This window comes from Sphaerotilus sp. (assembly GCF_041083715.1).
GTDB lineage: Bacteria > Pseudomonadota > Gammaproteobacteria > Burkholderiales > Burkholderiaceae_C > Sphaerotilus.
Genome location: NZ_JBFPGY010000283.1, coordinates 1 through 22,898 on the forward strand (window position 1 = coordinate 1; position 22,898 = coordinate 22,898).

A 22,898-nucleotide genomic window follows, 5' to 3' on the forward strand; every position below is an offset into this window, starting at 1 on the left:
ACATATTCGGCGGCCAGGCGATCGCTCAGTTCACGGCGGCTGTAGTCCATGGCTCAACCCTGCGGTCCGTGGACGGTGGCAATGGCCGGACCGAAGTCCCTGCCCAAGCCCGTCCGCTCCAGGCAGGTGCGCAGGGCCAGCAGGCCGCGGCGCACCCAGCTCTTCACGCTGCCCAGCGGCTGCGCCATCTGGTCGGCCACCTCGGCATGCGACAGGCCCTGGTAGAAGGCCAGCGCCAGGCTCTGTTTCTGGTCGGCGCTCAGGGCGTCCATGCAGACGCGCACCGCGCGTGCTTCGACGGCGTTGCTGAACAGCGTCTGGGGATCGGGGTCATCGGAGACAAAATCCTGCAACATGTCGTGGTCTTCCTCATCCTCCCTCCCTGGGCGGTGGGTGCTGATGGTCTCTGGTTGGGTCTGGCGCCGGCGCAGGCTGTCGATGGCACGGTTGCGCGCCACGCTCGACAGCCAGGTCAGCGCCTGGGCGCGGCTGGCATCGAAGCCCGATGCGCTGCGCCAGACGTTCACATAGACCTCCTGGAGGAGATCTTCGGCGAGATCTCTCTGCCGTTGAATACGCAGGATCACCCCGAGCAGATGCGCGCTGGTGCGCTGGTAGAGCGTGGAAAAGGCGGTTCGGTCGCCCAGACCCGTCCTGGCGAGGAGGTCTGCCAATTCCTGCGCACGTTCTGGGGAAGTCGCTGCCATTCGGTGGTCCTCGTCGAAGTCGGCGGATTCTAGAGGCCACACGGTCGCCATGGTGGCTGCGTAGAATCCGGGCCACCATGCCGATGTCACGTGATTTTGTCCTTACCCTCTCGTGTCCCGATGCCAAGGGCATCGTCCACGCCGTCTCCGGCCTGCTGTACCAGGCGGGCTGCAACATCATCGATTCGCAGCAGTTCGGCGATGTCCTCGGCGAGGAGGCGACCGGGCTGTTCTTCATGCGGGTCCACTTCGATGCGCCCGAGCACCTGGGCGATGCCGCGACGCTCGACCGCCTGTTCAGCCACACCCGCCAGCAGTTCGGCATGACCGCGCAGGTCCGCAGCCTGGCGCGCAAGCCGCGCCTGATGCTGATGGTCAGCAAGCACGGGCATTGCCTCAACGACCTGCTGTTCCGCTGGAAGAGCGGACAGCTTGGCGTCGACATTCCCGCCATCGTCTCGAACCATCCGGACTTTGCCGATCTGGCCGCCAGTTACGGCATCGCCTTCCACCACCTGCCGCTGCCTACCGGCAGCGGCGCGGTCGCCAAGCGCGAACAGGAGCAGCAGATCGAGGCGCTCTTCACCCGCGAGGACATCGACCTCGTGGTGCTGGCGCGCTACATGCAGATCCTCAGCCCCGAGTTCTGCGCCTTCCTGCAGGGGCGTGCGATCAACATCCACCACAGCTTCCTGCCCAGCTTCAAGGGCGCCAAGCCGTATTACCAGGCGCATGACCGTGGCGTGAAGCTGATCGGGGCGACGGCGCACTATGTCACCGCCGATCTGGATGAGGGTCCGATCATCGAGCAGGACGTCGAGCGCGTGGACCACACGCTCAGCCCCGAGGATTTCACCGCCGTCGGGCGCGATGTCGAATGTGTGGTGCTGGCGCGTGCCGTGCGCTGGCATGTCGAACACCGTGTGCTGCTCAACGGTCGCAAGACTGTCGTCTTCCGCTGAAGGAGCCCCATGCCCCGCGTCAAGCCCCTGCAGGCCGCCCTGATGGCCACTCCCGACGAAACCGAAGCCCAGTTCTACGAGGCCCTGCAGCACGCGGACCTGGAACGGGTGATGTCCGTCTGGTCCGATGACGAAGACATTGCCTGCATCCACCCGGGCGGGCCGCGGCTGGTCGGCGCGCAGGCGATCCGTTCGGCCTTCGAGAGCCTGTTCGCCAATGGCAGCGTGGATGCCCGCGTCTCGCAGGTGCGCCGCATCGTGGCGGGGGGCTTCGCCGTGCACCATGTGCTCGAAGAGATCCGTGTGGCCACGCCCGAAGGACCGCAGCGTGCCTACGTGCTGGCCACCAACATCTTCGTGAAGACGCCCCAGGGCTGGCGGCTGCTGGCCCACCATGCCAGCCCGGGCAGTCCACGCCAGGTGCAGGAGTTCAGTGACGAACCGTCGATGCTGCACTGACTTGACCCTCGACCCCGCTCCCGGCTGGCTGCCTGGCGGGCAGGCCCAGACGGTCTGGCCGGCCTTGTTCTCGCGCAGCCATGACACGGCCGCTCCGGTGGTCTATCGCCGCGAGCGCCACACCACGCCCGACGCCGATTTCATCGACATCGACTGGCTGGATCCGGTCGACTCGGCCGGCGCTGCAGGCGAGGGTGCCGGCCTGCTGGTGCTGTTCCACGGGCTGGAAGGCTCCTCGCGCAGCCACTACGCGCTGGCCTTCGCCGACTGGGCGCGCCGCCATGGCTGGCGCTATGCGGTGCCGCACTTCCGCGGCTGCTCCGGCGAGCTGAATCTGGCGCCGCGTGCCTACCACTCGGGGGACCATGCGGAGATCGGCTGGATGCTGGACAAGATCCGCAGCTCGCACGGTGGCCGCGGCCCGGTTGTCGCGGTCGGTGTCTCGCTGGGCGGCAATGCGCTGCTGCGCTGGGCGCAGGAGTCGGGCACGCAGGCGGGTGCCGTGGTGCACGCGGTGGCGTCGGTGTCTTCGCCGATCGACCTGGCCGCAGCCGGCCATGCGATCGGGCGTGGCCTGAACCGCCACCTCTACACGCCGATGTTCCTGCGCACCATGAAGCCCAAGGCGCTCGCCAAGCTCGCGCAGCACCCCGGTCTGTTCAACGCGGACCGGCTGCGCCAGGCGCGCACGCTCTACGAGTTCGACAACCTCTTCACGGCGCCGCTGCACGGCTACCGCGACACCGAGGACTACTGGCGTCGCGCCTCCGCCAAACCGCGGCTGGCTGACATCCGCATCCCTGCGCTGGTCATCAACGCACGCAACGACCCGTTCGTGCCCGCCGAGAGCCTGCCTGGCGCCCATGAGGTCGGTCGCCATGTCACCTTGTGGCAACCAGACCATGGTGGCCATGTCGGGTTTGCTGCCGGGCCGCTGCCTGGGGATGTGCGCGGCTTGCCGCGGGCCGTGATGGGCTGGATGCACGAGCAGCTCGGTGCCCGCTGGCCCACGCCAGCGCGTTGAGGCAAGATCGGCCCATGGACGACATTGTCAAGGCAGCCCTGAAGAAGTGGCCCAACGTACCCGACTGTCGCGGCTGGCTGGCGCTGGATGCCCGCGGCGATTGGTACATGCGCGACGACCGTGTGCAGGCGGCAGGCCCGTTTCCGTTCGTCAAGGGGAGCCGGATCCTGCACGACAAGTTGCGCGCGTTCATCGGTCGCAACTACGAGGCCGATGCCAGCGGTGGCTGGTTCTTCCAGAACGGTCCGCAGAAGGTGTTTGTCGAGCTGGAGGCCGCGCCTTGGGTGTTCGGCGTGCAGCGACTGGACGGCGAATTCCGTGTCGAGACACAGACCGGGCGCCCGGTGCCGTCGGTGGGCGAGGCGCTGGTCGACGAACTGGGGCGCCTGTTCCTGCACACGCCGATCGGTCTCGGGCTGGTGCGCTCGGCGGACATGGACTCGGCCGCAGATGCGGTGGTCGGTGGTGTGTGGATGCCGCAGGACGTGCTGTTTGCCGATTTGCCGGTGCGCTTCGGCTACGACTTGAGTCCGCAGCGCCGCCGGTCTGCCTGAAGGCGGACCGGACATGAAAGAAGCCGGTCATCGACCGGCTTCTGTCTACTCGGCGACTGTCTCGGCAAGCCGAGGGCGCGCGAGTGGCGGGATCACTTCGAAGCAGCGTCTGCCGGTGCGGCGGCAGCCTTCGGTTCCTCGAACTTGGCGCCGCCGGCATTGGCCATGTAGACCACGGCACGACCGACTTCCAGATCGCTGAAATCACCACCGCCCTGTGCGCCCATGGCGCCCTTGCCCTTGAGGGCCGAGGTCAGCAGTGCTTCATAGCCCTTGCCGATGCGCGGACCCCAGGCAGAGGCATCACCGAACTTCGGCGAGCCCGCCAGCCCAGCGGTGTGGCAGGCTGTGCACTGGCCCTTGAACACTTCTTCGCCGGTCTTCAGCGGACCGCCTTCGAGCTTGATGGTCACGGCGCCAACAGGCTGGATGCGCGCGGCCGTGGCTTCTGCGCTCAGGGCGTCGGCGCCTGCGCCGGAGCGGGTGTCACTACCGACGTTCTTCACCAGCAGGACAATGGCGAAGATGGGCACCACAAAGGCAAAGATCACCGCCAGGATGAGTTGCTTGGGGGTCTTGATCGGGCTTTCGTGCTCGTCGTGGGCTTGGCTCATGGATTCCTCAGGGCTGTTGAACGCGGTGTGGGCACTGTTCGCGTGCAGGGCAGGCAGGGTGCGCAAAACCGTCGAATTATAAGGGCCGGATGCATCTCGCCCGTGTTGCGTGCATGCCGCGTTCCGATAACTGCTAGAATCGCATTCGCTGCGCCCGTAGCTCAATGGATAGAGTATTGGCCTCCGAAGCCAAGGGTTGCTGGTTCGATCCCAGCCGGGCGCACCACCCGATCCGTGAAACGCCAACCGACACCGGTTGGCGTTTTCGCTTGTGAGGAGGTTGTTCCTGCGATGGATGCGATTCCGGAGTGTCTGTGATGCCTGTGACAGCAGCAAAGCGTCTTGTCTGTGTGGCCGTTCTGGCTGCTGCACTGAGCGGGGTGACCGCACCGGTCAGCGCCGCACCCTACGACCACATCGTGGTGGTGGTGCTCGAAAACCGCTCGGCCGACGCTGGTGGTGGACAGCGCATCTGGGGCAACCCGGCGATGCCCTTCCTCAATGGTCTCGCCAACGATCCGCAGCACGGCGCGCGGTTCTCCAACGCCTATGCCTCGGAGACGCCGTACCGCCGCATTCCTGCCGGCTTCAAGGGGCCGCTGTCGGCACGGCCGAGTCAGCCGAACTACCTCTATCTGTTCTCGGCGAGCCACCAGGGGGTGCTGCCGGCGTGGTTCCTCGACCCCACGTCGCCCTACCGTGGTGAGGTGCGCATGGCCCGCAACGGTGACGCGCTGCCGGGCCAGCGCGACGACCAGCCCGCCGGCATCGGCAACCGGCTCGTTCCCGCCGAGCGCCGCCCGTTCAGCACGGCCAACCTGGGCGCTGCGCTGCGCCAGGCCGGCAAGACCTTCCTGAGCTTTTCCGAGAGCCTGCCGCACCCGCTGTGGGATGGCGAGGGGGACCTCAACCCGCTCACCGACCACTACCGCCGCAAGCACAACCCGGTGATCAACTGGATGGACTTGGGCTCGACGCACACGCCGCGCGCTGTGCCCGAGGCGCAGCGCAGGTTCCTGCTCCCTGTGGACGTCAACCTCGGCTTCCGTGCCACCGAAGACCCGACCGGTCGCCGCTGGCGTGGCTTCGCCGAAGACGACCATGGCCGCCCGCTCGACTTCTCGATGCTGCCTGACGTGTCCTTCGTCGTGCCCGACGAGCAGCACGACGCCCACAGCGCTCCGCTCGCCGATGCCGATGACTGGCTGCGCCGCCACATCGGCCCCTATGCCACCTGGGCCCGCACGCACAACAGCCTGCTCATCGTCACCTTCGACGAGGATGGCTCCACCGACACCTCGCAAGGGGATGGCTACCGCACTGGCCGCCACTCCATCGCCACGCTGTTCCACGGCGCCGGTGTGCGCCCCGGTGTCTATGCCGAGCGCATCGACGCGCTGAACGTGCTGGCCACCGTGCTGCACAGCCAGGGTCTGCTGGAGACGTTCCGCCGCGACTTCCTCGCTACCTGTGTCGAGGACCGGGTCACCTGCGAACGCGAACACGCCAATCTGCGCCCGATCACGGATGTGTTCGGCCGCGGCGAACCCCTGGTCGAGTTCTCCGCCCGATGACCGACCCCCCCACTGCGTCCTGTCCGACCGGTCCTATACCGCGGTATGGGGTTGATTAAGGTGAAACAAGTCACGCTTGTCAGGTGAACGCAGTGCGTCTAACCTGTGTGGACGCGCCGCGAAGGCACGTTGTGTTCCCACCGATGCAGAAGCAGAAGGAATCAAGACCATGGGATTGATGAGTTTCATCAAGGAAGCCGGCGAGAAGCTCTTCGGCAGCAACAACCCGGAAAAAGCAGCCGCCGAAGCCGCGACCGCTCCGGATCCGGTGGCCGCGCAGGAAAAGCTCGACGCAGCCAATGCGGGCGCGGCGGCTGCGATCGAGAAGTACATCGGTGCCCAGGGCCTGAACGTCGACGGGCTGCAGGTCGCCTTTGACGGCACCACCTGCCAGGCCACCGTTTCCGGCTGTGCGCCCGACCAGGCCACCAAGGAAAAGGTCCTGCTGTGCTGCGGCAACGTCGCTGGCGTCACCGCTGTCAACGACATGCTGACCGTCACCGAGCCGGCCGACGAATCGCGCTGGCACACCGTGGTCCGTGGCGACACCCTGTCGGCCATCGCCAAGGCCGAGTACGGCAACGCGAACCTCTATCCGAAGATCTTCGAGGCCAACAAGCCGATGCTGGGCCATCCGGACAAGATCTATCCGGGCCAGGTGCTGCGCATCCCGGCCTGATCCTGGCCTGAGGCGGACCTTCTTCTCCGGGTCCTGCCCGCTGCACCACGGCGACCGAGTGATCGGTCGCCGTTTTTCATGGTGCCGCACGGTGACGGTGTAGGCGAATGCGCAGCGCCAGGCCGTGCAGATGTATGCATCTCCAGTCATAAGGGAACACCACCTGACCAGAACCTGACGGCTCTCCAACAATGGTCCGACCGGACACAGCCATCTTCCGCTGCTGTGCCACCGTGTTTCACAGGAGACAAGCGTGGGCATTCCCCTTTCCCTCACCGTCAATGGCCAGGTGGTCAATGTGGACGTCGATCCGCGCACGCTGCTGGTCCAGCTGTTGCGCGAGACGCTGCAGCTCACCGGCACGCACGTGGGCTGCGACACCGCCCAGTGCGGCGCCTGCACCGTGCACCTGAACGGCCGGGCTGTGAAGGCCTGCTCGATGCTCGCGGTCCAGGCGCAGGGAGGGGTGGTGACCACCATCGAAGGACTGTCTCAGGATGGCGCACTGCACCCGATGCAGGCGGCGTTCCGCGAGTGCCACGGTCTCCAGTGCGGGTTCTGCACGCCGGGCATGGTGATGGCTTCGGTTCAGCTGCTGCAGGACAAGCCCGCCGCCAGCGAGCAGGAGATCCGCGAGGGGCTGGAGGGCAACCTCTGCCGCTGCACCGGCTACCACAACATCGTCCAGGCCATCCAGTTCTGCCAGCGCGGCAGTGTGGCCGCCAGCGCCTGACCGCCCGCACGAGGAGCCCACCAGATGTCCGACATGTCGAATTCCCCCATCGGCAAGCCGCTGCGGCGCCGCGAGGACGAGCGTTTTCTCACCGGCGCTGGCCAGTACACCGATGACGTGGTGCTGAACCGCCAGACCTACGGCGTGTTCCTGCGCTCGCCCTACGCCCACGCCCGCATCCGCTCGATCGACACCACCGCCGCGCGCCAGGCGCCGGGCGTGGTCGCGGTCTTCACCGGTGCTGATCTGGCCGAGGCCAAGGTCGGCGGTCTGCCCTGTGGCTGGTTGATCCACAGCAAGGACGGCACGCCGATGAAGGAGCCCGCGCACCCTGTGCTCGCGCAGGGCAAGGTGCGCCATGTCGGGGACCAGGTCGCGCTGATCGTCGCCGAGACCACGCTGCAGGCCAAGGACGCCGCCGAGCTGATCGAGGTGGACTACGATGAACTGCCCGCCGTCGTCAACATCGGCAGTGCCGACGGTGCCGCCTCGTCCGTGCATGACGACGTGCCGGGCAACGTTTGCTACGACTGGGGCCATGGCAACAAGGACGCCGTGGACGCCGCCTTCGCCGTCGCCGCCAAGGTGAGTTCGCTGGAGTTCGTCAACAACCGGCTGATCCCGAACGCGATGGAGCCGCGCGCGGCCAACGCCTCGTACACCCGCCACGACGACAGCTACACCCTCTACGTCTCGAACCAGAACCCGCACGTCGAGCGGCTGCTGATGTGCGCCTTCGTGCTCGGCATTCCCGAGTCGAAGATGCGCGTGATCGCCCCGGACGTGGGTGGCGGCTTCGGTTCGAAGATCTTCCTGTACGCCGAGGAAACCGCGCTGGTCTGGGCCAGCAAGCGCGTGGGCCGCCCGATCAAGTGGACCGCCGACCGCAGCGAGTCCTTCCTGGCCGATGCGCATGGCCGCGACCACGCCACCAAGGTCGAGCTGGCGATGGACGCGCAGGGCAACTTCCTGGCGATGCGCGTCAAGACCATCGCCAACATGGGCGCCTACCTGTCCACGTTCGCGTCGAGCGTGCCGACCATCCTGTACGCGACGCTGCTGGCCGGCCAGTACAAGACACCGGCCATCTACGCCGAGGTCAAGGCCGTCTTCACCAACACCGCGCCGGTCGATGCCTACCGCGGTGCCGGCCGCCCGGAGGCTACCTACGTCGTCGAGCGCATCGTCGAGACCGCCGCGCGCGACCTCGGCGTCGATCCGACCGCGCTGCGCCGCCAGAATTTCATCACCACCTTCCCGTACCCCACGCCGGTCGGCCTGACCTACGACATCGGCGACTACAGCGCCCACCTCGACAAGGCACTGGCACTGGCGGACGTGGCCGGTTTCCCGGCGCGCAGGGCCGCGTCCGAGGCGGCGGGCAAGAAGCGTGGTCTCGGCTACAGCTGCTACATCGAGGCGTGCGGCCTGGCGCCCAGCAACATCGCCGGCGCGCTCGGGGCACGGGCGGGTCTGTTCGAGGCCGGCGAGGTGCGTGTCCACCCGACCGGCACCGTCACCGTCTTCACCGGCTCGCACAGCCACGGCCAGGGCCACGAGACCACCTTCGCGCAGGTCGTCGCCGGCCGCCTGGGCATCCCGGTCGAGAGCGTCGAGATCGTCCACGGTGACACCGGCCGCATCCCCTTCGGCATGGGCACCTACGGCAGCCGCTCGCTGTCGGTGGGTGGCACCGCCATCGTCAAGGCGGTGGACAAGGTCATCGCCAAGGGCAAGAAGATCGCCGCGCACCTGCTCGAAGCGGCCGACACCGACATCGAGTTCGACAACGGCGAGTTCCGCGTGGCCGGCACCGACCGCAAGATCCCGTTCGGCGCCGTCGCGCTGACCGCCTACGTGCCGCACAACTACCCGCTCGAAACCCTGGAGCCGGGCCTCAACGAGAACGCCTTCTACGACCCGACGAATTTCACCTACCCGTCGGGCACCTACGTCTGCGAGGTCGAGGTCGATCCCGAGACCGGCAGGACCCGCGTCGAGCGCTTCACCGCGGTGGACGACTTCGGCAACATCGTCAACCCGATGATCGTCTCCGGCCAGGTCCACGGCGGCATCGCCCAGGGCCTCGGCCAGGCGATGCTCGAAGCCTGCGTCTACGACGAGGCGTCCGGCCAGCTGCTCACCGGTTCGTACCAGGACTACGCCATGCCACGCGCCGACGACCTCCCGAACTTCACGGTCGACCACACCGTCACGCCCTGCACGCACAATCCGCTGGGCGTCAAGGGCTGCGGCGAAGCGGGCGCGATCGGCTCGCCTCCGGCCTTCATCAACGCGCTGACCGACGCGCTGGGCGTGCGTGACATCGCGATGCCGGCCACTGCGGAGCGTGTCTGGCGCGCCGCCAACGGCCTGTCCTGAACGGCATCGCCCCGCAACGCACAGCACAGGAGACTTCCTCATGTACACCTTCGACTATCAGCATCCGACCGACCGCGCCGGGGCGGTGGCCGCCTTCGACGGCGACACGCGCTACCTCGCGGGCGGCCAGAGCCTCGTGCAGGCGATGAAGCTGCGGCTGGCCATGGCCGAGCGGCTGGTGGACCTCTCCGGCGTGGCCGACCTGAAGGGCATCACGGTCGATGCCGGCAGCGTCACCATCGGCGCGATGACCACCCACGCCACGGTGGCGAATTCGACCGCGGTGCGCGCCGCTCTCCCGGCGCTGGCCGAACTGGCCGGGGGCATCGGGGACCAGCAGGTGCGCAACATGGGCACCATCGGCGGCTCGCTGGCCCATGCCGACCCGGCTGCCTGCTACCCGGCGGGTGTGCTCGGGTTGGGTGCGACGGTCCACACCGACCGCCGCTCCATCGCCGCGGACGACTTCTTCCTCGGCCTGTACGAGACTGCGCTCAAGCCGGGCGAGCTGATCGTGGCGGTGCAGTTCCCGATCCCGACCCATGCCGCGTACATCAAGTACAAGCAGCCGGCCTCCCGCTTCGCGCTGATCGGCGTGTGCGTGAGCCGGTCGGCGGCAGGCGTGCGGGTCGGCGTGACCGGTGCGAAATCGGCGGCCTACCGCGAGGCGGCGATCGAGGCCGCACTGAACGCCAGCTTCACGCCCGAAGCGGCCAAGGCGGTGCAGGTCTCGCCGGACGACCTCAACGGCGACATGCATGGCTCGACCGCCTACCGCGCCGCGATGATCAGCGTGATGGCATCGCGGGCGGTGGCTGCCGCGCTGGCCCGTTGACCCGCAGCGCCGGGGTCGCGGTGGTCTTGCCGGACTCGGTCGAGGCGGTGGTCGAGGCGCTCGCCGGGCAGGACTATGTCTGTGACCGGCGGCTCGCCACCGCGCTGTTCCTGAGTCTCAAGCTGCGCCGGCCGCTGTTCCTGGAAGGCGAGCCCGGGGTCGGCAAGACGGCGCTGGCGCAGGCACTGGCTGGCGCGCTCGGGGCGGAGTTGCTGCGGCTGCAGTGCTACGAGGGGCTGGAGGTGGCGCAGACGGCCTACGAGTGGAATGTCGCGCGCCAGATGATCGAGATCCGCCTCGCCGAGGCCGCGCACGAGGTCGATCACGACCGGCTGGCGCGGCACCTCTACGCGCGCGAGATGCTGATCGAGCGCCCCTTGCTGCAGGCGCTGACCCGCCCGCAGACGCCGGTGCTGCTGATCGACGAGCTGGACCGGGCGGACGAGCCGTTCGATGCGTTCCTGCTCGAGGTGCTGGCGGAAAACCAGATCACGATCCCCGAACTCGGTGTCGTGCGCGCCGAGGCCCCGCCGATCACGCTGATCACCAGCAACCGCACGCGCGAGGTCCACGACGCGCTGCGCCGGCGCTGCCTCTACCACTGGGTCGAGTTCCCGAGCGTCGAGCGCGAACTCGACATCGTGCGGCGCAAGGCCCCTGGCGCGTCCGAGCGGCTGTCGCGCCAGGTGGTCGAGTTCGTGCAGCGCATGCGCACGCTGGACCTGTTCAAGATGCCCGGCGTGGCCGAGACGATCGACTGGACCAACGCGCTGGTGGCGTTGAACGCGATCCGGCTCGACCCGGCGGTGGTGCAGGACACGCTGGGCGTGCTGCTCAAGCACCAGGACGACATCGCCAAGCTGCAGGGCGGCGACACCGCGCGGCTGCTGGACGAGCTGCGTGCCAAGGGCGTGCTGGAACTGACCGGGGCGGGCGGGCCGTGATCGGCGAGAACCTGGTCCATTTCGCGCGCGTGCTGCGCCGCGCGGGGCTGTTGGTCGGGCCGGACCGGGTGCTCGCAGCGATGGCGGCGATCGAGGTGGTCGGGGTCGAGCGGCGCGAGGATGTGCACGCAGCGCTGTCGGCGGTGATGATCGACCGGCGCGAGCAGCAGGTGCTGTTCGACGCCGCATTCGCCACCTTCTGGCGCGATCCGAAGCTGCTGGAACAACTGATGGTCCTGCTGCTGCCCAAGGTCACGGGCCGTGGCGAGAAGCAGCGCCCGCCGCGCAGCAACCGCCTGGCCGAAGCGCTGGCCGCCCAGCGCGAAGCCGCCGCGAAGACGCCCGACGAGCAGAAAGCGGCGTCGGACGAGATCACCTTCGAGACGACCTTCACCTTCTCCGAGCGCGAGCGGCTGCAGACCACCGACTTCGAGACGATGACCACTGCCGAGTTCGAGCGGGCCAAGAGGCTGGCCGAGCGCGCGCCGCTGCCGTTCCAGCCGGTGCGCCGACGCCGGCACGAGCGGGCGGCACGCGGCACGATCGACCTGTCCGCGACGATGCGGCGCATGGCGCGCGAGCCGAACCTGCTGCTGCCCGTCTACAGCCGGCCGCGCCGGGAACTGCCGCCGCTGGTCGTGCTGCTCGACGTGTCGGGGTCGATGGACCGGTATGCGCGGCTGTTCCTGCATTACGCCCACGGCCTGACGCGCCGCTACCTGAAGGTCCACACCTTCACCTTCGGCACCCGGCTGTCCAACATCACCCGCTGCCTCGCCCACCGCGATCCGGACGTCGCGCTGACGCAGGCCGGTGCGCAGGTGCAGGACTGGAAAGGCGGCACCCGCATCGGCGCCTGCCTCGACGACTTCAACCGCCACTGGGCGCGCCGCGTGCTCGGCGGCAACGCGGCGGTGATGCTGGTCACCGACGGTCTGGACCGCGACGACGGCGGACAGCTCGCCCAAGCTGCTGCCCGGCTGCACCGGCTCGCGCACCAGGTCGTCTGGCTCAACCCGCTGTTGCGTTTCGACGGCTTCGAACCCCGGGCGGCGGGCGTGCGTGCGCTGCTGCCGCACGTCGATCGCCTGCTGCCGGTCCACAACCTGGCCAGCCTCGCCGATCTGGAGCAGGCGCTGCGCCGCCCCGCTTCTCTCCCAGCTCAAGGAACTCCACCATGGAACTCAAAGGCGAACGACTGATTCCCGCGCCGGTCGATGTCACCTGGATCGCGCTGAACGATCCCGAGGTGCTCAAGGACTGCGTGGCCGGCTGCGACTCGCTGGAGCGCACGGCCGAGGATGCGTTCCATGCGCTGATGTCGGTCAAGATCGGCCCGGTCAGTGCGCGCTTCAAGGGCAATCTGAAGCTCGCTGACGTGAACCCGCCGACGAGCTACACCATCCATTTCGAAGGGCAGGGCGGTGTTGCCGGCCACGGCAAGGGCTCGGCGGACGTGACGCTGGCGCCGTCGGTGGATGTGGAGGGTCACACGGTGCTGACCTACATCGCCCGGGCGCAGGTCGGTGGCAAGATCGCGCAGATCGGCTCGCGGCTGGTCGATGCGGCGGCGAGCAAGATCGCGGAAGAGTTCTTCGTGGCCTTCGAGGCACGCTTCCGGATTGAGGTACCGCCAGAGCCGGCGCCCGCGTCCGGGCCGGACAACGTGGAAGGCAAGTCGACATCGTGGCTGCCGTGGCGGCGCGGCGGATGATGCGCCTCGCCCTGAGACGTGACCGAGGAGTTTGGTGATGGACAGCCTTGATCTGCAGGTGCTTCAACAGGCACGCGACTGGCGTACCGCTGGCCATGCCGTGTGGCTGGTGACGGTGATCGAGACCTGGGGCTCGGCGCCACGCCCGCCCGGCGCGCTGCTGGCGGTGTGCGACGACGCGCAGGTGGTCGGCTCGGTGTCGGGTGGCTGTGTCGAAGACGACCTGATCGACCGCGTGCGCCGTCAGGAGCGGGTCGCGTGGCCGGCGTTGATGACCTACGGCGTGACGAAGGAGGAGGCTGCCCGCTTCGGTCTGCCCTGTGGCGGCACGCTGCGGCTGGTCCAGGAGCCGCTGGGCGACACCGCGTGGATCGACGACCTCCTGCAGCGCACGGCGCGGCACGAACTGGTCGCCCGGGTGCTCGACCTCGACACGGCCGCGGTGGCGATCGAGCCGGCGGCGCGTGGCGAGGCGTTCACGTTCGACGGGCACCGGCTGCGGGCGCTGTTCGGGCCGCGCTGGCGGATGCTGATCATTGGCGCGGGGCAGCTCTCGCGGGCGGTGGCGCAGATGGCGCTGATGCTCGATTTCGAGGTGATCGTCTGCGACCCGCGCGAGGAATACCACCTGAGCTGGGACGTGGCCGGTACCACCTTCAGCACGGCGATGCCCGACGACCTCGTGACCGAGCTGCAGCTCGACCCGCACAGCGCGGTGATCGCCGTCACGCACGACCCCAAGCTCGACGACCTGGTGCTGCTGGAGGCGCTGAAGTCGCCGGCCTTCTACATCGGCGCGCTCGGCTCACGGGGCAACACCGCCAGGCGCAAGGAGCGGCTGGCGCTGTTCGACCTGTCGGCGGCCGAGATCGACCGGCTGCACGGCCCGATCGGGCTGGACCTCGGCAGTCGGACGCCGGCGGAGATCGCGGTGTCGATCGTGGCCGAGGTGGTGGCGGTGCGCAACGGGGTGCTGCTGCGGCAGAAGAAGGATGGATCGGCGGCACCGCTTCCCGACACGGGGTGCACGGTGCCGGCCCGGTGAGCTGCCGATGGTGCGCCAGACAACCCACCGCCACGGCAGGCCTCGGGCATGGACGACCTGACGCCCCTGCTTTCGACTGGCGACCGGGTGCCGGTGGCCGGGCTGCTGCTGGCGGCCGGCCGAGGCGAGCGTTTTCGGGCTGCGGGCGGCAAGGACAAGCTGACGGCGCAGCTGCCCGACGGGCGGGTCGTCGTGCTCGAAGCACTGCGGCGGTTGCAGGCAGCGCTGGCACCGTCCGGCGAAGGACCGGTGGTCGCGGTGGTGCGTGCGGGGCGGGATGATCTGGCCGACCTGCTGCGGGCCCACGGGGCGGCGGTGGTTGTCAGTGCACGGGCGGAGCGTGGAATGGGCGCGAGTCTGGCCGATGGCGTGGCGGGCTGGCCGGACGGGCGGGCGGTGATCGTGGCGCTGGGCGACATGCCGGGCATCGCACCGGCGACGCTGGTGGCCGTGGCCGAGGCACTGCACGGCGGCGCGTCGATCGTGCGGCCGCGGCACCGGGGGCAGGGCGGTCACCCGGTCGGATTTGCGCCTGTGTGGCTGCCGGCGCTGAGGGCGCTGGATGGCGATGCAGGTGCGCGGGCGGTGCTGCAGCGGCACCGGGAGACTGTGCGGTGGCTGGAGGTGCCGGACGATCCGGGTTGCCTGGCGGACGTGGACACACCCGCCGATCTGGTGGCCGGTGTGCCGGTGTCCAGTCGTTAACGCGCGGGCTGCTCCTTGCGGCCGTCCGCATGCCGTGCGAAGCGTGCCGGGTCGTTCCCATGCACCGGCGCCGCGTCCGGCCACTGCCAGCCGCCGAACTGTGTGCGCTGGTAGTCCATGAACGCCTGCCGGATCTCGGCCTCGGTGTTCATCACGAACGGTCCGTACTGGGCGACGGACTCGCCGATCGGGCGGCCCTGCAGCATCAGCAGCTCGGCGGGCGCCGCGCCGCTGTTGACGATGTGGACGGCCCGTTCGGCCGGCACGTCGATCGCCGCATGGCCCGGTACCGGTTGATCGTCCACCGTGAGCGTGGCGCCGCTGTAGAAGTAGAGGCGCCGCTTTGTCGTCGCGCCGCCGCGTGCGGCCGGCAGCGTCCAGCGTGCCCCCGGCGCCATCTGCAGCGTCCAGATTGCCACGTCGGCGGCCGGGTCGCTGGCCCACGAATCCGGCGGCGGGCCGGGCGGCGTGGCCATGCCATCGGGCGCGCCAGCCACGCAGACCAGCTCGGTCGTGGCGCCGGCCGCATCGGTGTCGGTGCGGCGCGGGATGTCGCCGGCCCAGAGCATCGTGAAGTGCGGCGCAGCGAACTTCTTCCGGGCTGGCAGGTTCAGCCAGATCTGGAACAGGTCGAGCGGATTCGGCGCGGTGGTGGACAGCAGCGGGAACATCTCGGCGTGCTGGATGCCGCGCCCGGCCGTCAGCCACTGCACGTCGCCATCGCCGTAGCGGGCGGCGGCGCCGAGCGAATCGGCGTGGTCGATGCGGCCGGTGCGCACCAGCGTGACCGTTTCGAAGCCCCGGTGCGGGTGGGCGGGGAAGCCGGGCACGGACTCGCCGTGGTACATGCTCCAGCCGTCGCGGTAGGAGAAGTCGCTGCCGATCTGCCGGCCGGCGAGCGACGCGGCGGGGCCGTACTGGCCGTTGCCTTTCGGGTAGCGGTCATCGTGGTGGACGCAGAACAGGAACGGATCCTGCGTCGGCCAGGGGAAGCCGAGCGGGTGGAGGGTCAGGGTCGCAGCAGACATGGTGGAATCGGCCCTCAAGCTGCCTGCACGGCCTGCAACGGCGCGATGTCGTGCACGACCACCCGCGTCCAGAACGCGCTGCACACCTGCACGAACCGGGCGTGGTCGGCGCACCGGGTCTGGTAGAACGCGTGGTCTTCCATCGACTTGAAGACGAAGCAGGTCGCGTAGTCGAAGGTGTTGTCGGTCACCGGCCGCCGCTCGGTGGCGGCGGCCGGGCCGGCGTAACCCCGCTCCAGGTACGAAATGGCCGCCAGGCGCCGCAGCTCGGCCTCGAACAAGGTCCGTTGCCCGGGCGAGAGATCGTCCCGCAGCCAGAACAGCGCGCTGTGAATCAACATGGCAAAAGCTCCTTGAACGTGCGCATCACCCGATCAGGCTGTCGCCAACCAGTCCCCTGCCAGCGTCACCCCGGCTTCGCCCCGGATGTCCCGCGATGAGGCCCCGGCCCGCAGCGTGAATGCGCCCGCCTCGGCGATCCAGCCGCCGCGTGCCGTGTCGAACCATGCGAAGGCCCGCATGCCGAGCGTGATCGTCGCTGTGCCGGTCTCGCCGGGTTGCAGTGCGAGCTTGGCGAAGCCCTTGAGTTCCTGCGCTGGCCGGCTCGCGCCGCTGACCGGGTCGCTCACATAGAGCTGCACCACCTCGGCGCCCGCCCGCGGGCCGGTGTTGGTCACGTCCACCGAGACGGTGACGTTGCCACCCGCTTCGACCTCCGTGCGATCGACGCACACCTCGCCCCAGGCGAACGAGGTGTAGGACAAGCCGTGCCCGAACGGGAACATCGGTGCGACCCCGTGCGTGTCGTGGTGCCGGTAGCCGATGAACACGCCTTCGTCGTAGACCACGCGCCCATCCACACCGGGGTAGCGCAGCGGATCGCCATTCGAGGTGACCACGTCGGCGAGCCGCTTCGGCCACGTCTGCGGCAGCCGCCCGCCCGGCGCGGCGCGGCCGGTCAGCACGTCGGCGATTGCGTGGCCGCACTCCTGGCCGGGATACCACGCCTGCAGCACGGCCGGCACCTGGTCCAGCCACGGCAGCTCGACCGGCGCCCCGGTCTGCAGCACGACGATGGTGTTCGGGTTCGCGGCGACGACGCGCTCGACCAGCGCGTTCTGCTGGTGCGGCAGCGCCATGTCGGGGCGGTCCAGTCCCTCACAGTCCCACTCGGCGTTCAGGCCGATGAAGACCACCGCCACGTCTGCCTGACGCGCCGCCGCTTCGGCCGCCGCCAGATCGGCCTCGCCCCGCGGCAGATGCACGCCCAGCCGCAGCGCCTTGAACGACACCGGCACGCCGGTCGGCGACGAATACTCGACCGTGATCGTCACCGGCACGCCTGCCTGCAGCCGGTGGCTGACCACCCGCTCGGTGCAACCGAAGGTGAAGTAGGTGTCGCCCTGCGCCCAGCTCTCCCACGCCTCGACGACCTGCACGCCATCGAACAGCACGCGGCTGAGGCCCGCGCTGGTGATCGAGACCTGGTAGTCGCCATCGGCCGGCGGCACGAACTCGACCGTCGCACGCGCCGAGAAGTGCATCGGGTCGATGCCGTCCTCCACCGCGCCGGCCCAGAGCTTCTCGCTGCTCGGATAGACCGCCTGCACCGCCGGCTCGCCGCTCAGGTCGGTCGAGGTGTAGAACGCCACCGCCATCGGCTGGTTCAGCACCGGCACCCAGCGGTAGTTGTCCGCGCCGGGTGTGCAGACCAGCGCGGCGTCGGTCTGCGCGGCCAGCCCTTCGTGCGGCGTGATGCGGTGCAGCGCGTTCACGTTGGCGCTGCCGCCGCCCATGATCTGCGCGGTGTCCACGTTCGGGCCGATCAGCGCGATCGTGCGCGCCGAACCAGCCAGCGGCAGCAGGCCCCCCTCGTTCTTCAGCAGCACCGCGCCTTCCGCGCCGAGGCGGCGGATCAGGGCACGGCGCTCGGGCGCGTCCTCCGAACGCTCGTCCGGGATGCCAGGCGACGCGAAGCCGCCGACCCGCTCGACCAGTTGCAGCACCCGCCCCGCGCAGGCACGCACGTCGTCGGCCGACACGCGCCCCTCGCGCACCGCCTGCACCAGCGCCTCGCCCCGGTGGCGGGTCGTGCCGGGCATCTCCAGGTCCATGCCGGCGGTGGTGGATTTGTGCGTGTCGTGCTCGGCGAACCAGTCCGACATCACCAGCCCGTCGAAGCCCCACTGGCCGCGCAGGATGTCGCGCACCAGCGGCGCGTTGTCGCCCGCGAAGTCGCCGTTGATGCGGTTGTACGAGGTCATCACGGCCTGCACGTTCGCTTCCTTGACGGCCTTCTCGAACGGCACCAGGTACAGCTCGCGCATCGTGCGTTCCTCGACCACGGAGTCGATCGACATGCGCTCCACCTCGCTGTCGTTGCAGACGAAGTGCTTGATCGTCGCGGCCACGCCGTTGTCCTGCAGCCCGCGGATGTAGCCGCAGGCGATCTCGCCGGTGAGGAATGGGTCTTCCGAGTAGCACTCGAAGTTGCGGCCGTTGAGCGTCGAGCGGTGCAGGTTGACGGTCGGCGCGAGCAGCACGGTGGCGCCCTTGAGCTTGGCCTCGTCCGCCAGCGCATGGCCGGCTTCGGCGATCAGCGCCGGATCCCAGGTCGCGCCGAGCGCGATGGCGGCGGGGAAACACGCGGTCTGCGGGCCGCCGTTGAAGATGCCGCCGCGGGCGCCGTTCGGGCCGTCGGTGACCTTGATGGCGGGGATGCCCAGCCGCGGGATGGCGACCGTACACCAGAAGTCGGCGCCGGTGAGCAGGCTGACCTGTTCTTCCAGCGTCAGGGCGTCGAGCAGGGCGGGGATGTTCGGGGTGGTCATGGCAGTGGGGTTCGGGTTCGGTCGTCCGGTTCAGGACAGTTCGGAGGGGAGGTCGGTCCACGCACCATCACGCGACGCGCTGGCGAGGACCGTTTCCACGAAGGCGAGGCTGCGCACGCCGTCGTCCACGCCGGGCACGCTGGCCGGGCGGGCGAGGTCGCGCAGGTCGCCGGCGAAGTCGCGGTAGAGCTGGGCGAAGGCTTCGAGGTAACCCTCGGGGTGGCCACCGGGCGTGCGGGTCGCGGCGGCGGCGACGGCGGGCAACGACGCCATGCCGCGGGTCAGGCGCTGCGCGGGCTGGCCGGCCGGATGCCACGTCAGCTCGTTGGGCGATTCCTGGTCCCAGTGCAGCGCCGCCTTCGTGCCGTAGACGCGCAGGCGCAGGTGGTTCTCCTCGCCGGTCGCCACCTGGCTGGCCCAGAGCAGGCCGCGGGCGCCGCTGGCGTAGCGCAGTTGCACCTGCACATGGTCATCGACACGCCGGCCGGGCACGAAGGTGGTCAGCTCGGCGCTGAGCTGCTGCGGTGACTGGCCGGTGATGAATTCGGCGAGCTGCGCGGCGTGCGTGCCCACGTCGCCGAGACAACCGGCAGGGCCGGCCTGCGCGGGGTCGGTGCGCCACGCGGCCTGTTTCTGGCCGGAGTCTTCGAGTGGCTGGGCGAGCCAGTCCTGGGCGTACTCGACCTGCACGATGCGCACGTCGCCCAGCTCGCCCGCCGCGACCAGCGCCCGTGCGGCGCGGACCAGCGGATAGCCGCTGTAGTTGTGCGTCAGGCACAGCCGCACGCCGTGTTGCCGCACAAGCGCCTGCAGGTGCTGCGCGTCGGCGAGGTTCGTCGTCAGCGGCTTGTCGCAGACGACGTGAAGACCCGCCTCGATGAAGGCGCAGGCGACCGGGAAATGCAGGTGGTTCGGCGTGACGATGGCGACGGCATCGATGCCATCCGGGCGAGCCGCCTCGGCGCGGGCCATCTCGCGGAAGTCGCTGTAGCAGCGCGCCGGGTCGATGCGCAGTTCGGCCCCGCTGGCGCGGGCGCGTTCCGGGTCGGACGACAGCGCACCGGCCACCAGTTCCCAGTCGTCATCAAGCCGCGCTGCGATGCGGTGCACGGCGCCGATGAACGCGCCTTGCCCGCCGCCGACCATGCCCAGCCGCAGGCGGCGCGGCGCGGAGAGCGGCGCGTTCATGCGCGTGGCTCCAGGCCGAGCATCCGGCGGTTGGTGGCGTCATCGGTCGCGCTGGCCGCGAAGTCGTCGAAGGCGCGCTCTGCCACGCGGATCAGGTGATCGCGGATGAACGGTGCGCCCTCGGCGGCCCCTTGCTCGGGATGCTTGATGCAGCACTCCCACTCCAGCACCGCCCAGCCCGTGTAGCCGTACTGCGTCAGCTTGCTGAAGATGGCGCGGAAATCCACCTGCCCGTCGCCGAGCGAGCGGAAGCGGCCGGCGCGGTCCTTCCATGCCTGGAAACCGCCGTAGACCCCGAGCCGGCCGGTCGGGCGGAACTCGGCGTCCTTGACGTGGAACGCCTTGATGCGCGCGTGGTAGCAGTCGATGTAGGCGAGGTAGTCGAGCTGCTGCAGCACGAAATGGCTCGGGTCGTACAGCAGGTTGGCGCGCGGGTGGTTGCCCACGCGCTCCAGGAACATCTCGTAGCTCGCCCCGTCGCACAGGTCTTCGCCGGGATGGACCTCGTAGCAGACATCGACGCCCGCCTCGTCGAAGGCATCGAGGATCGGCCGCCAGCGCGCCGCGAGTTCGTCGAACGCGGCTTCGATCAGCCCGGCTGGGCGCTGCGGCCACGGGTACAGGTAGGGCCACGCGAGTGCGCCGCTGAACGTGGCGTGTGCGGTCAGGCCGAGGCGCTGCGACGCCTTGGCGGCGAAGTGCAGCTGCTGCTTGGCCCATTCGGTGCGCTCGGCGTACTGGCCGCGCACCGCTTCGGGCGCGAAGGCGTCCATCGGCGCGTCGTAGGCGGGATGCACGGCGACGAGCTGGCCTTGCAGGTGCGTCGACAGCTCGGTGATCTGCACGCCGTGCGCCGCCAGCCGGCCGCGCAGGTCGTCGCAGTAGGTCTGGCTCTCGGCTGCCAGTGCGAGGTCGATCAGCCGCGTGTCCCAGCTCGGGATCTGCACGCCCGCGTAGCCGTGGCCCGCGGCCCAGCCGGCGAGGCCGTCGAGCGAGTTGTATGGCGCCGCGTCGCCCGCGAACTGCGCCAGGAAGACGCCGGGGCCGCGGATCGGGGAGGTGGTGGTCATGGTGGTACCCCGCTGGGTGCGCAGGTCAGTTGGCGATCAGGTGCTGGTGCATGAACTCGAAGCTGGTCCGGAGCATCGCCGCGTGGTCCTTGGGCTTGTCGTGCTCGAGCACGAACAGGCTGACCCGCTTCTGCAGGTCGGCGAGCAGCGCCGCCCACGGCACGATGCCCTGTCCCAGCGCACACCAGCCATCTTCGTCAGCGGCAGTGCCTGGCGTCGCGATGTCCTTGGTGTGGATGGCCACGAGGCGGTCGGCGTAGGGCTCGATCGCGGCCAGCGGATCCAGCCCGGCGCGGGCGACCCAGCCCAGATCCGCTTCCCAGCCGAGCTGCTTGGCGCTGGCGGTGCTGAAGATCCAGTCGAGCGCCGTGCGTCCGCTGTAGTGCAGGAACTCGAACTCGTGGTTGTGGTAGGCCAGCCGCAGCCCTTCGGCATTGAGCGTGTCGCCGATCCTGGCCAGCCGGGCACCGAGCGCCTGCCAGCCGATGGCCGTGGCCGGGCGCTCGCCCATCGGCAGCCAGGGCATGATCGCGAGCCGGCAGTCGGTGGCGTGGCAGGTCTCGATCACGCGGGACAGCTCGTTTTCGACCATGGCCAGGCTGACGTGCATCGACGACACGCGCAGGCCATGCGCGGCCACCTTGGCGGCGAACTCGTCGGGCGGCAGGCCATGGCTGGCCACCGATTCGATCCACTTGAAGCCGGCGGCACGGGCCAGTGCGAGCTGGGTGTCGAGGTCGCCTGCATCGCGCAGGGAATAGATCTGGACGGAGAGTTTCATCATCAGGCTCCTAGAACAGCTTGCCCGTCAGCGGTGCGGGGCGCTCGCAGCGGGTGGTGAGGGTGACGGCTTGCCTGGTGCGGCCGGCGTCGAGGGCGCGGTCCATGATTTCCAGGACGTGCAGCGCCATCTCCGCGCTGCAGCGGTGAGAGCGGTTTTCCTGCAAGGCCAGCGCCATGTCAATCAGACCGATGCCGCGGCTGTTGGTGGTGTAGGGCCTTCCGCCCGGTGCACGCGCGAACTCGCCGGTCTGGCGGTTGTGGCGCACGGTGCCGCCGAACTGGTTCGGGTCGGCGCCGAGCAGGGTGCCGTCGTCGCCGTAGAGTTCCATCGGCGTGTGCGTGTGGCGCCAGACATCGAAGCTGGAGGTCAGCACGATGTGGGCGCCGCTCTCGAAGGTGAGCTGTGTCACGACGTGCGTCGGCACCGCCACCGGGAGCTGCTCGCCGGCCCGGTCGCCGAGCGGGATGGTGCGCGGGTTGTGCGTGGTGTGGCTGGTCGAGGCAAGGCGGGCGACGGGGCCGAGGTGGTGGACCAGGTGCGTCAGGTAGTAGACGCCGACATCGTGCAGCGGCCCGCCGCCCGGCTGGTAGAAGAAGGCGGGGTTGGGATGCCAGTGGTCGGGGCCGTGGTTCATGAACTGCGCCGTGCCGTGGCGGATCGCGCCGACGGTGCCGGCGTCGACCAGCGCACGCAGTGCCTGCCCGGCCGCGCCGAGGAAGGTGTCCGGCGCGCAGCCGACCCGCAGGCCCTTGGCGCGGGCCAGCTCGACCAGCTCCAGCCCTTGCTCGAAGGTCGCGGCCAGCGGCTTCTCGGTGAAGAAGTGCTTGCCGGCGTTCAGCACGCGCAGGCCGACCGCGTGGTGTGCCTGCGGGGGCGTGAGGTTGAGGATGATCAGCGCCTCGCTGGCGAGCAGGGCGTCGATGGACAGCGCGGTCAGGCCGTGTTCGGCGGCGCGGCTGGCAGCGAGTTCGGCGTTGGCGTCCGCGATGGCGACGATGCGGACGCGGCGGCATCGGGCCAGCGTTCTCAGGTAGGCCGGGAAGATGTTCCCGCAGCCGATGATGCC

The 22,898-nt window shown here is 69.4% G+C and carries 23 protein-coding genes and 1 tRNA gene; 15 read left to right on the forward strand and 9 right to left on the reverse strand.

The genetic code is table 11. The features are described from left to right. Positions 1-53: 53 nt before the first annotated feature. Positions 54-758 (reverse strand): sigma-70 family RNA polymerase sigma factor, encoded by a 705-nt coding sequence (locus tag AB3X43_RS12870; RefSeq protein ID WP_369430252.1) that lies wholly within the window; start codon positions 756-758, stop codon positions 54-56. A 26-nt stretch (positions 759-784) separates the two neighbouring features. On the opposite strand from AB3X43_RS12870, the gene purU reads away from it, so the two are divergent. From purU to AB3X43_RS12890, 4 genes are read left to right on the forward strand one after another with little or no spacing between them, the layout of a single operon-like run. Continuing rightward, on the forward strand, positions 785-1,669 hold the full coding sequence (purU, locus tag AB3X43_RS12875; RefSeq protein ID WP_369430253.1) for a formyltetrahydrofolate deformylase: 885 nt from the start codon (positions 785-787) through the stop codon (positions 1,667-1,669). 9 nt (positions 1,670-1,678) lie between these two features. Next, the gene (locus AB3X43_RS12880) at positions 1,679-2,128 is read left to right on the forward strand and encodes a YybH family protein (protein ID WP_369430254.1); all 450 of its coding nucleotides are present in this window, start codon (positions 1,679-1,681) and stop codon (positions 2,126-2,128) included. Between the two features lies 1 nt (position 2,129). Further along, positions 2,130-3,152 (forward strand): YheT family hydrolase, encoded by a 1,023-nt coding sequence (locus AB3X43_RS12885; protein ID WP_369430255.1) that lies wholly within the window; start codon positions 2,130-2,132, stop codon positions 3,150-3,152. A 14-nt stretch (positions 3,153-3,166) separates the two neighbouring features. After that, the gene (locus AB3X43_RS12890; protein WP_369430256.1) at positions 3,167-3,706 is read left to right on the forward strand and encodes a DUF2946 family protein; all 540 of its coding nucleotides are present in this window, start codon (positions 3,167-3,169) and stop codon (positions 3,704-3,706) included. Positions 3,707-3,798: 92 nt separating this feature from the next. On the opposite strand, the gene AB3X43_RS12895 is transcribed toward AB3X43_RS12890, so the two are convergent. Then, positions 3,799-4,320, reverse strand: a complete 522-nt coding sequence (locus tag AB3X43_RS12895) for a c-type cytochrome (RefSeq protein ID WP_369430257.1) — start codon at positions 4,318-4,320, stop codon at positions 3,799-3,801. A gap of 150 nt (positions 4,321-4,470) precedes the next feature. On the opposite strand from AB3X43_RS12895, the gene AB3X43_RS12900 reads away from it, so the two are divergent. The 11 genes from AB3X43_RS12900 (at position 4,471) to AB3X43_RS12950 (ending at position 14,931) form a co-directional block, all read left to right on the forward strand. Further along, positions 4,471-4,546: transfer RNA gene (locus tag AB3X43_RS12900), tRNA-Arg, on the forward strand. Between the two features lie 91 nt (positions 4,547-4,637). After that, positions 4,638-5,894 carry an alkaline phosphatase family protein gene (locus AB3X43_RS12905; RefSeq protein WP_369430258.1) on the forward strand — a complete coding sequence of 419 codons (1,257 nt, stop codon included), beginning with the start codon at positions 4,638-4,640 and terminating at the stop codon, positions 5,892-5,894. 169 nt (positions 5,895-6,063) lie between these two features. Continuing rightward, positions 6,064-6,573 (forward strand): peptidoglycan-binding protein LysM, encoded by a 510-nt coding sequence (gene lysM / locus AB3X43_RS12910; RefSeq protein ID WP_369430259.1) that lies wholly within the window; start codon positions 6,064-6,066, stop codon positions 6,571-6,573. A gap of 253 nt (positions 6,574-6,826) precedes the next feature. Beyond that, on the forward strand, positions 6,827-7,306 hold the full coding sequence (locus tag AB3X43_RS12915; RefSeq protein WP_369430260.1) for a (2Fe-2S)-binding protein: 480 nt from the start codon (positions 6,827-6,829) through the stop codon (positions 7,304-7,306). A gap of 24 nt (positions 7,307-7,330) precedes the next feature. Beyond that, positions 7,331-9,688: a xanthine dehydrogenase family protein molybdopterin-binding subunit gene (locus AB3X43_RS12920; RefSeq protein WP_369430261.1), complete on the forward strand. Its 2,358-nt coding sequence runs from the start codon at positions 7,331-7,333 to the stop codon at positions 9,686-9,688. A gap of 40 nt (positions 9,689-9,728) precedes the next feature. Beyond that, complete coding sequence (locus AB3X43_RS12925) at positions 9,729-10,523, forward strand: FAD binding domain-containing protein (protein ID WP_369430262.1); 795 nt, start codon at positions 9,729-9,731, stop codon at positions 10,521-10,523. Then, positions 10,520-11,467, forward strand: a complete 948-nt coding sequence (locus AB3X43_RS12930) for an AAA family ATPase (RefSeq protein ID WP_369430264.1) — start codon at positions 10,520-10,522, stop codon at positions 11,465-11,467. Before AB3X43_RS12925 ends, AB3X43_RS12930 begins: the two co-directional genes overlap by 4 nt. Next, on the forward strand, positions 11,464-12,669 hold the full coding sequence (locus AB3X43_RS12935; protein WP_369430265.1) for a vWA domain-containing protein: 1,206 nt from the start codon (positions 11,464-11,466) through the stop codon (positions 12,667-12,669). Before AB3X43_RS12930 ends, AB3X43_RS12935 begins: the two co-directional genes overlap by 4 nt. Then, a complete protein-coding gene (locus AB3X43_RS12940; protein ID WP_369430266.1) occupies positions 12,645-13,181 on the forward strand; it encodes an SRPBCC family protein in 537 nt (178 codons plus the stop codon). Before AB3X43_RS12935 ends, AB3X43_RS12940 begins: the two co-directional genes overlap by 25 nt. Before the next feature lie 37 nt (positions 13,182-13,218). Further along, the gene (locus tag AB3X43_RS12945) at positions 13,219-14,226 is read left to right on the forward strand and encodes an XdhC family protein (RefSeq protein ID WP_369430267.1); all 1,008 of its coding nucleotides are present in this window, start codon (positions 13,219-13,221) and stop codon (positions 14,224-14,226) included. A gap of 48 nt (positions 14,227-14,274) precedes the next feature. Next, positions 14,275-14,931 carry a nucleotidyltransferase family protein gene (locus tag AB3X43_RS12950; protein WP_369430268.1) on the forward strand — a complete coding sequence of 219 codons (657 nt, stop codon included), beginning with the start codon at positions 14,275-14,277 and terminating at the stop codon, positions 14,929-14,931. Here AB3X43_RS12950 and AB3X43_RS12955 read toward each other — a convergent pair. The 7 genes from AB3X43_RS12955 to AB3X43_RS12985 form a co-directional block, all read right to left on the reverse strand. Then, positions 14,928-15,959 carry a pirin family protein gene (locus AB3X43_RS12955; RefSeq protein ID WP_369430269.1) on the reverse strand — a complete coding sequence of 344 codons (1,032 nt, stop codon included), beginning with the start codon at positions 15,957-15,959 and terminating at the stop codon, positions 14,928-14,930. The two genes, AB3X43_RS12950 and AB3X43_RS12955, sit on opposite strands and share 4 nt — an antisense overlap. A 14-nt stretch (positions 15,960-15,973) precedes the next feature. Beyond that, entirely contained in the window at positions 15,974-16,300 is a 327-nt protein-coding gene (locus AB3X43_RS12960; protein ID WP_369430270.1) for a Dabb family protein, read from the reverse strand. A gap of 33 nt (positions 16,301-16,333) precedes the next feature. Beyond that, positions 16,334-18,790, reverse strand: a complete 2,457-nt coding sequence (locus AB3X43_RS12965; RefSeq protein ID WP_369430271.1) for a beta-glucosidase H — start codon at positions 18,788-18,790, stop codon at positions 16,334-16,336. A gap of 30 nt (positions 18,791-18,820) precedes the next feature. Continuing rightward, positions 18,821-19,978 carry a Gfo/Idh/MocA family protein gene (locus tag AB3X43_RS12970; RefSeq protein WP_369430272.1) on the reverse strand — a complete coding sequence of 386 codons (1,158 nt, stop codon included), beginning with the start codon at positions 19,976-19,978 and terminating at the stop codon, positions 18,821-18,823. After that, positions 19,975-21,048: a sugar phosphate isomerase/epimerase family protein gene (locus AB3X43_RS12975; RefSeq protein WP_369430273.1), complete on the reverse strand. Its 1,074-nt coding sequence runs from the start codon at positions 21,046-21,048 to the stop codon at positions 19,975-19,977. The genes AB3X43_RS12970 and AB3X43_RS12975 overlap by 4 nt, the downstream gene beginning before the upstream one ends. 25 nt (positions 21,049-21,073) lie before the next feature. Continuing rightward, positions 21,074-21,829 (reverse strand): sugar phosphate isomerase/epimerase family protein, encoded by a 756-nt coding sequence (locus AB3X43_RS12980; protein WP_369430274.1) that lies wholly within the window; start codon positions 21,827-21,829, stop codon positions 21,074-21,076. 10 nt (positions 21,830-21,839) lie between these two features. Further along, the coding region (locus AB3X43_RS12985) for a Gfo/Idh/MocA family protein (RefSeq protein WP_369430275.1) at positions 21,840-22,898 on the reverse strand (1,059 nt) is incomplete at its 5' end.

Coding starts and splice junctions, on each gene's coding strand:
- AB3X43_RS12870 (WP_369430252.1), bottom strand. CDS start 758: ATGGCGACCGTGTGGCCTCTAGAATCCGCCGACTTCGACGAGGACCAC.
- purU (WP_369430253.1), top strand. CDS start 785: ATGCCGATGTCACGTGATTTTGTCCTTACCCTCTCGTGTCCCGATGCC.
- AB3X43_RS12880 (WP_369430254.1), top strand. CDS start 1,679: ATGCCCCGCGTCAAGCCCCTGCAGGCCGCCCTGATGGCCACTCCCGAC.
- AB3X43_RS12890 (WP_369430256.1), top strand. CDS start 3,167: ATGGACGACATTGTCAAGGCAGCCCTGAAGAAGTGGCCCAACGTACCC.
- AB3X43_RS12895 (WP_369430257.1), bottom strand. CDS start 4,320: ATGAGCCAAGCCCACGACGAGCACGAAAGCCCGATCAAGACCCCCAAG.
- AB3X43_RS12905 (WP_369430258.1), top strand. CDS start 4,638: ATGCCTGTGACAGCAGCAAAGCGTCTTGTCTGTGTGGCCGTTCTGGCT.
- lysM (WP_369430259.1), top strand. CDS start 6,064: ATGGGATTGATGAGTTTCATCAAGGAAGCCGGCGAGAAGCTCTTCGGC.
- AB3X43_RS12920 (WP_369430261.1), top strand. CDS start 7,331: ATGTCCGACATGTCGAATTCCCCCATCGGCAAGCCGCTGCGGCGCCGC.
- AB3X43_RS12925 (WP_369430262.1), top strand. CDS start 9,729: ATGTACACCTTCGACTATCAGCATCCGACCGACCGCGCCGGGGCGGTG.
- AB3X43_RS12940 (WP_369430266.1), top strand. CDS start 12,645: ATGGAACTCAAAGGCGAACGACTGATTCCCGCGCCGGTCGATGTCACC.
- AB3X43_RS12945 (WP_369430267.1), top strand. CDS start 13,219: ATGGACAGCCTTGATCTGCAGGTGCTTCAACAGGCACGCGACTGGCGT.
- AB3X43_RS12950 (WP_369430268.1), top strand. CDS start 14,275: ATGGACGACCTGACGCCCCTGCTTTCGACTGGCGACCGGGTGCCGGTG.
- AB3X43_RS12955 (WP_369430269.1), bottom strand. CDS start 15,959: ATGTCTGCTGCGACCCTGACCCTCCACCCGCTCGGCTTCCCCTGGCCG.
- AB3X43_RS12960 (WP_369430270.1), bottom strand. CDS start 16,300: ATGTTGATTCACAGCGCGCTGTTCTGGCTGCGGGACGATCTCTCGCCC.
- AB3X43_RS12965 (WP_369430271.1), bottom strand. CDS start 18,790: ATGACCACCCCGAACATCCCCGCCCTGCTCGACGCCCTGACGCTGGAA.
- AB3X43_RS12970 (WP_369430272.1), bottom strand. CDS start 19,978: ATGAACGCGCCGCTCTCCGCGCCGCGCCGCCTGCGGCTGGGCATGGTC.
- AB3X43_RS12975 (WP_369430273.1), bottom strand. CDS start 21,048: ATGACCACCACCTCCCCGATCCGCGGCCCCGGCGTCTTCCTGGCGCAG.
- AB3X43_RS12980 (WP_369430274.1), bottom strand. CDS start 21,829: ATGAAACTCTCCGTCCAGATCTATTCCCTGCGCGATGCAGGCGACCTC.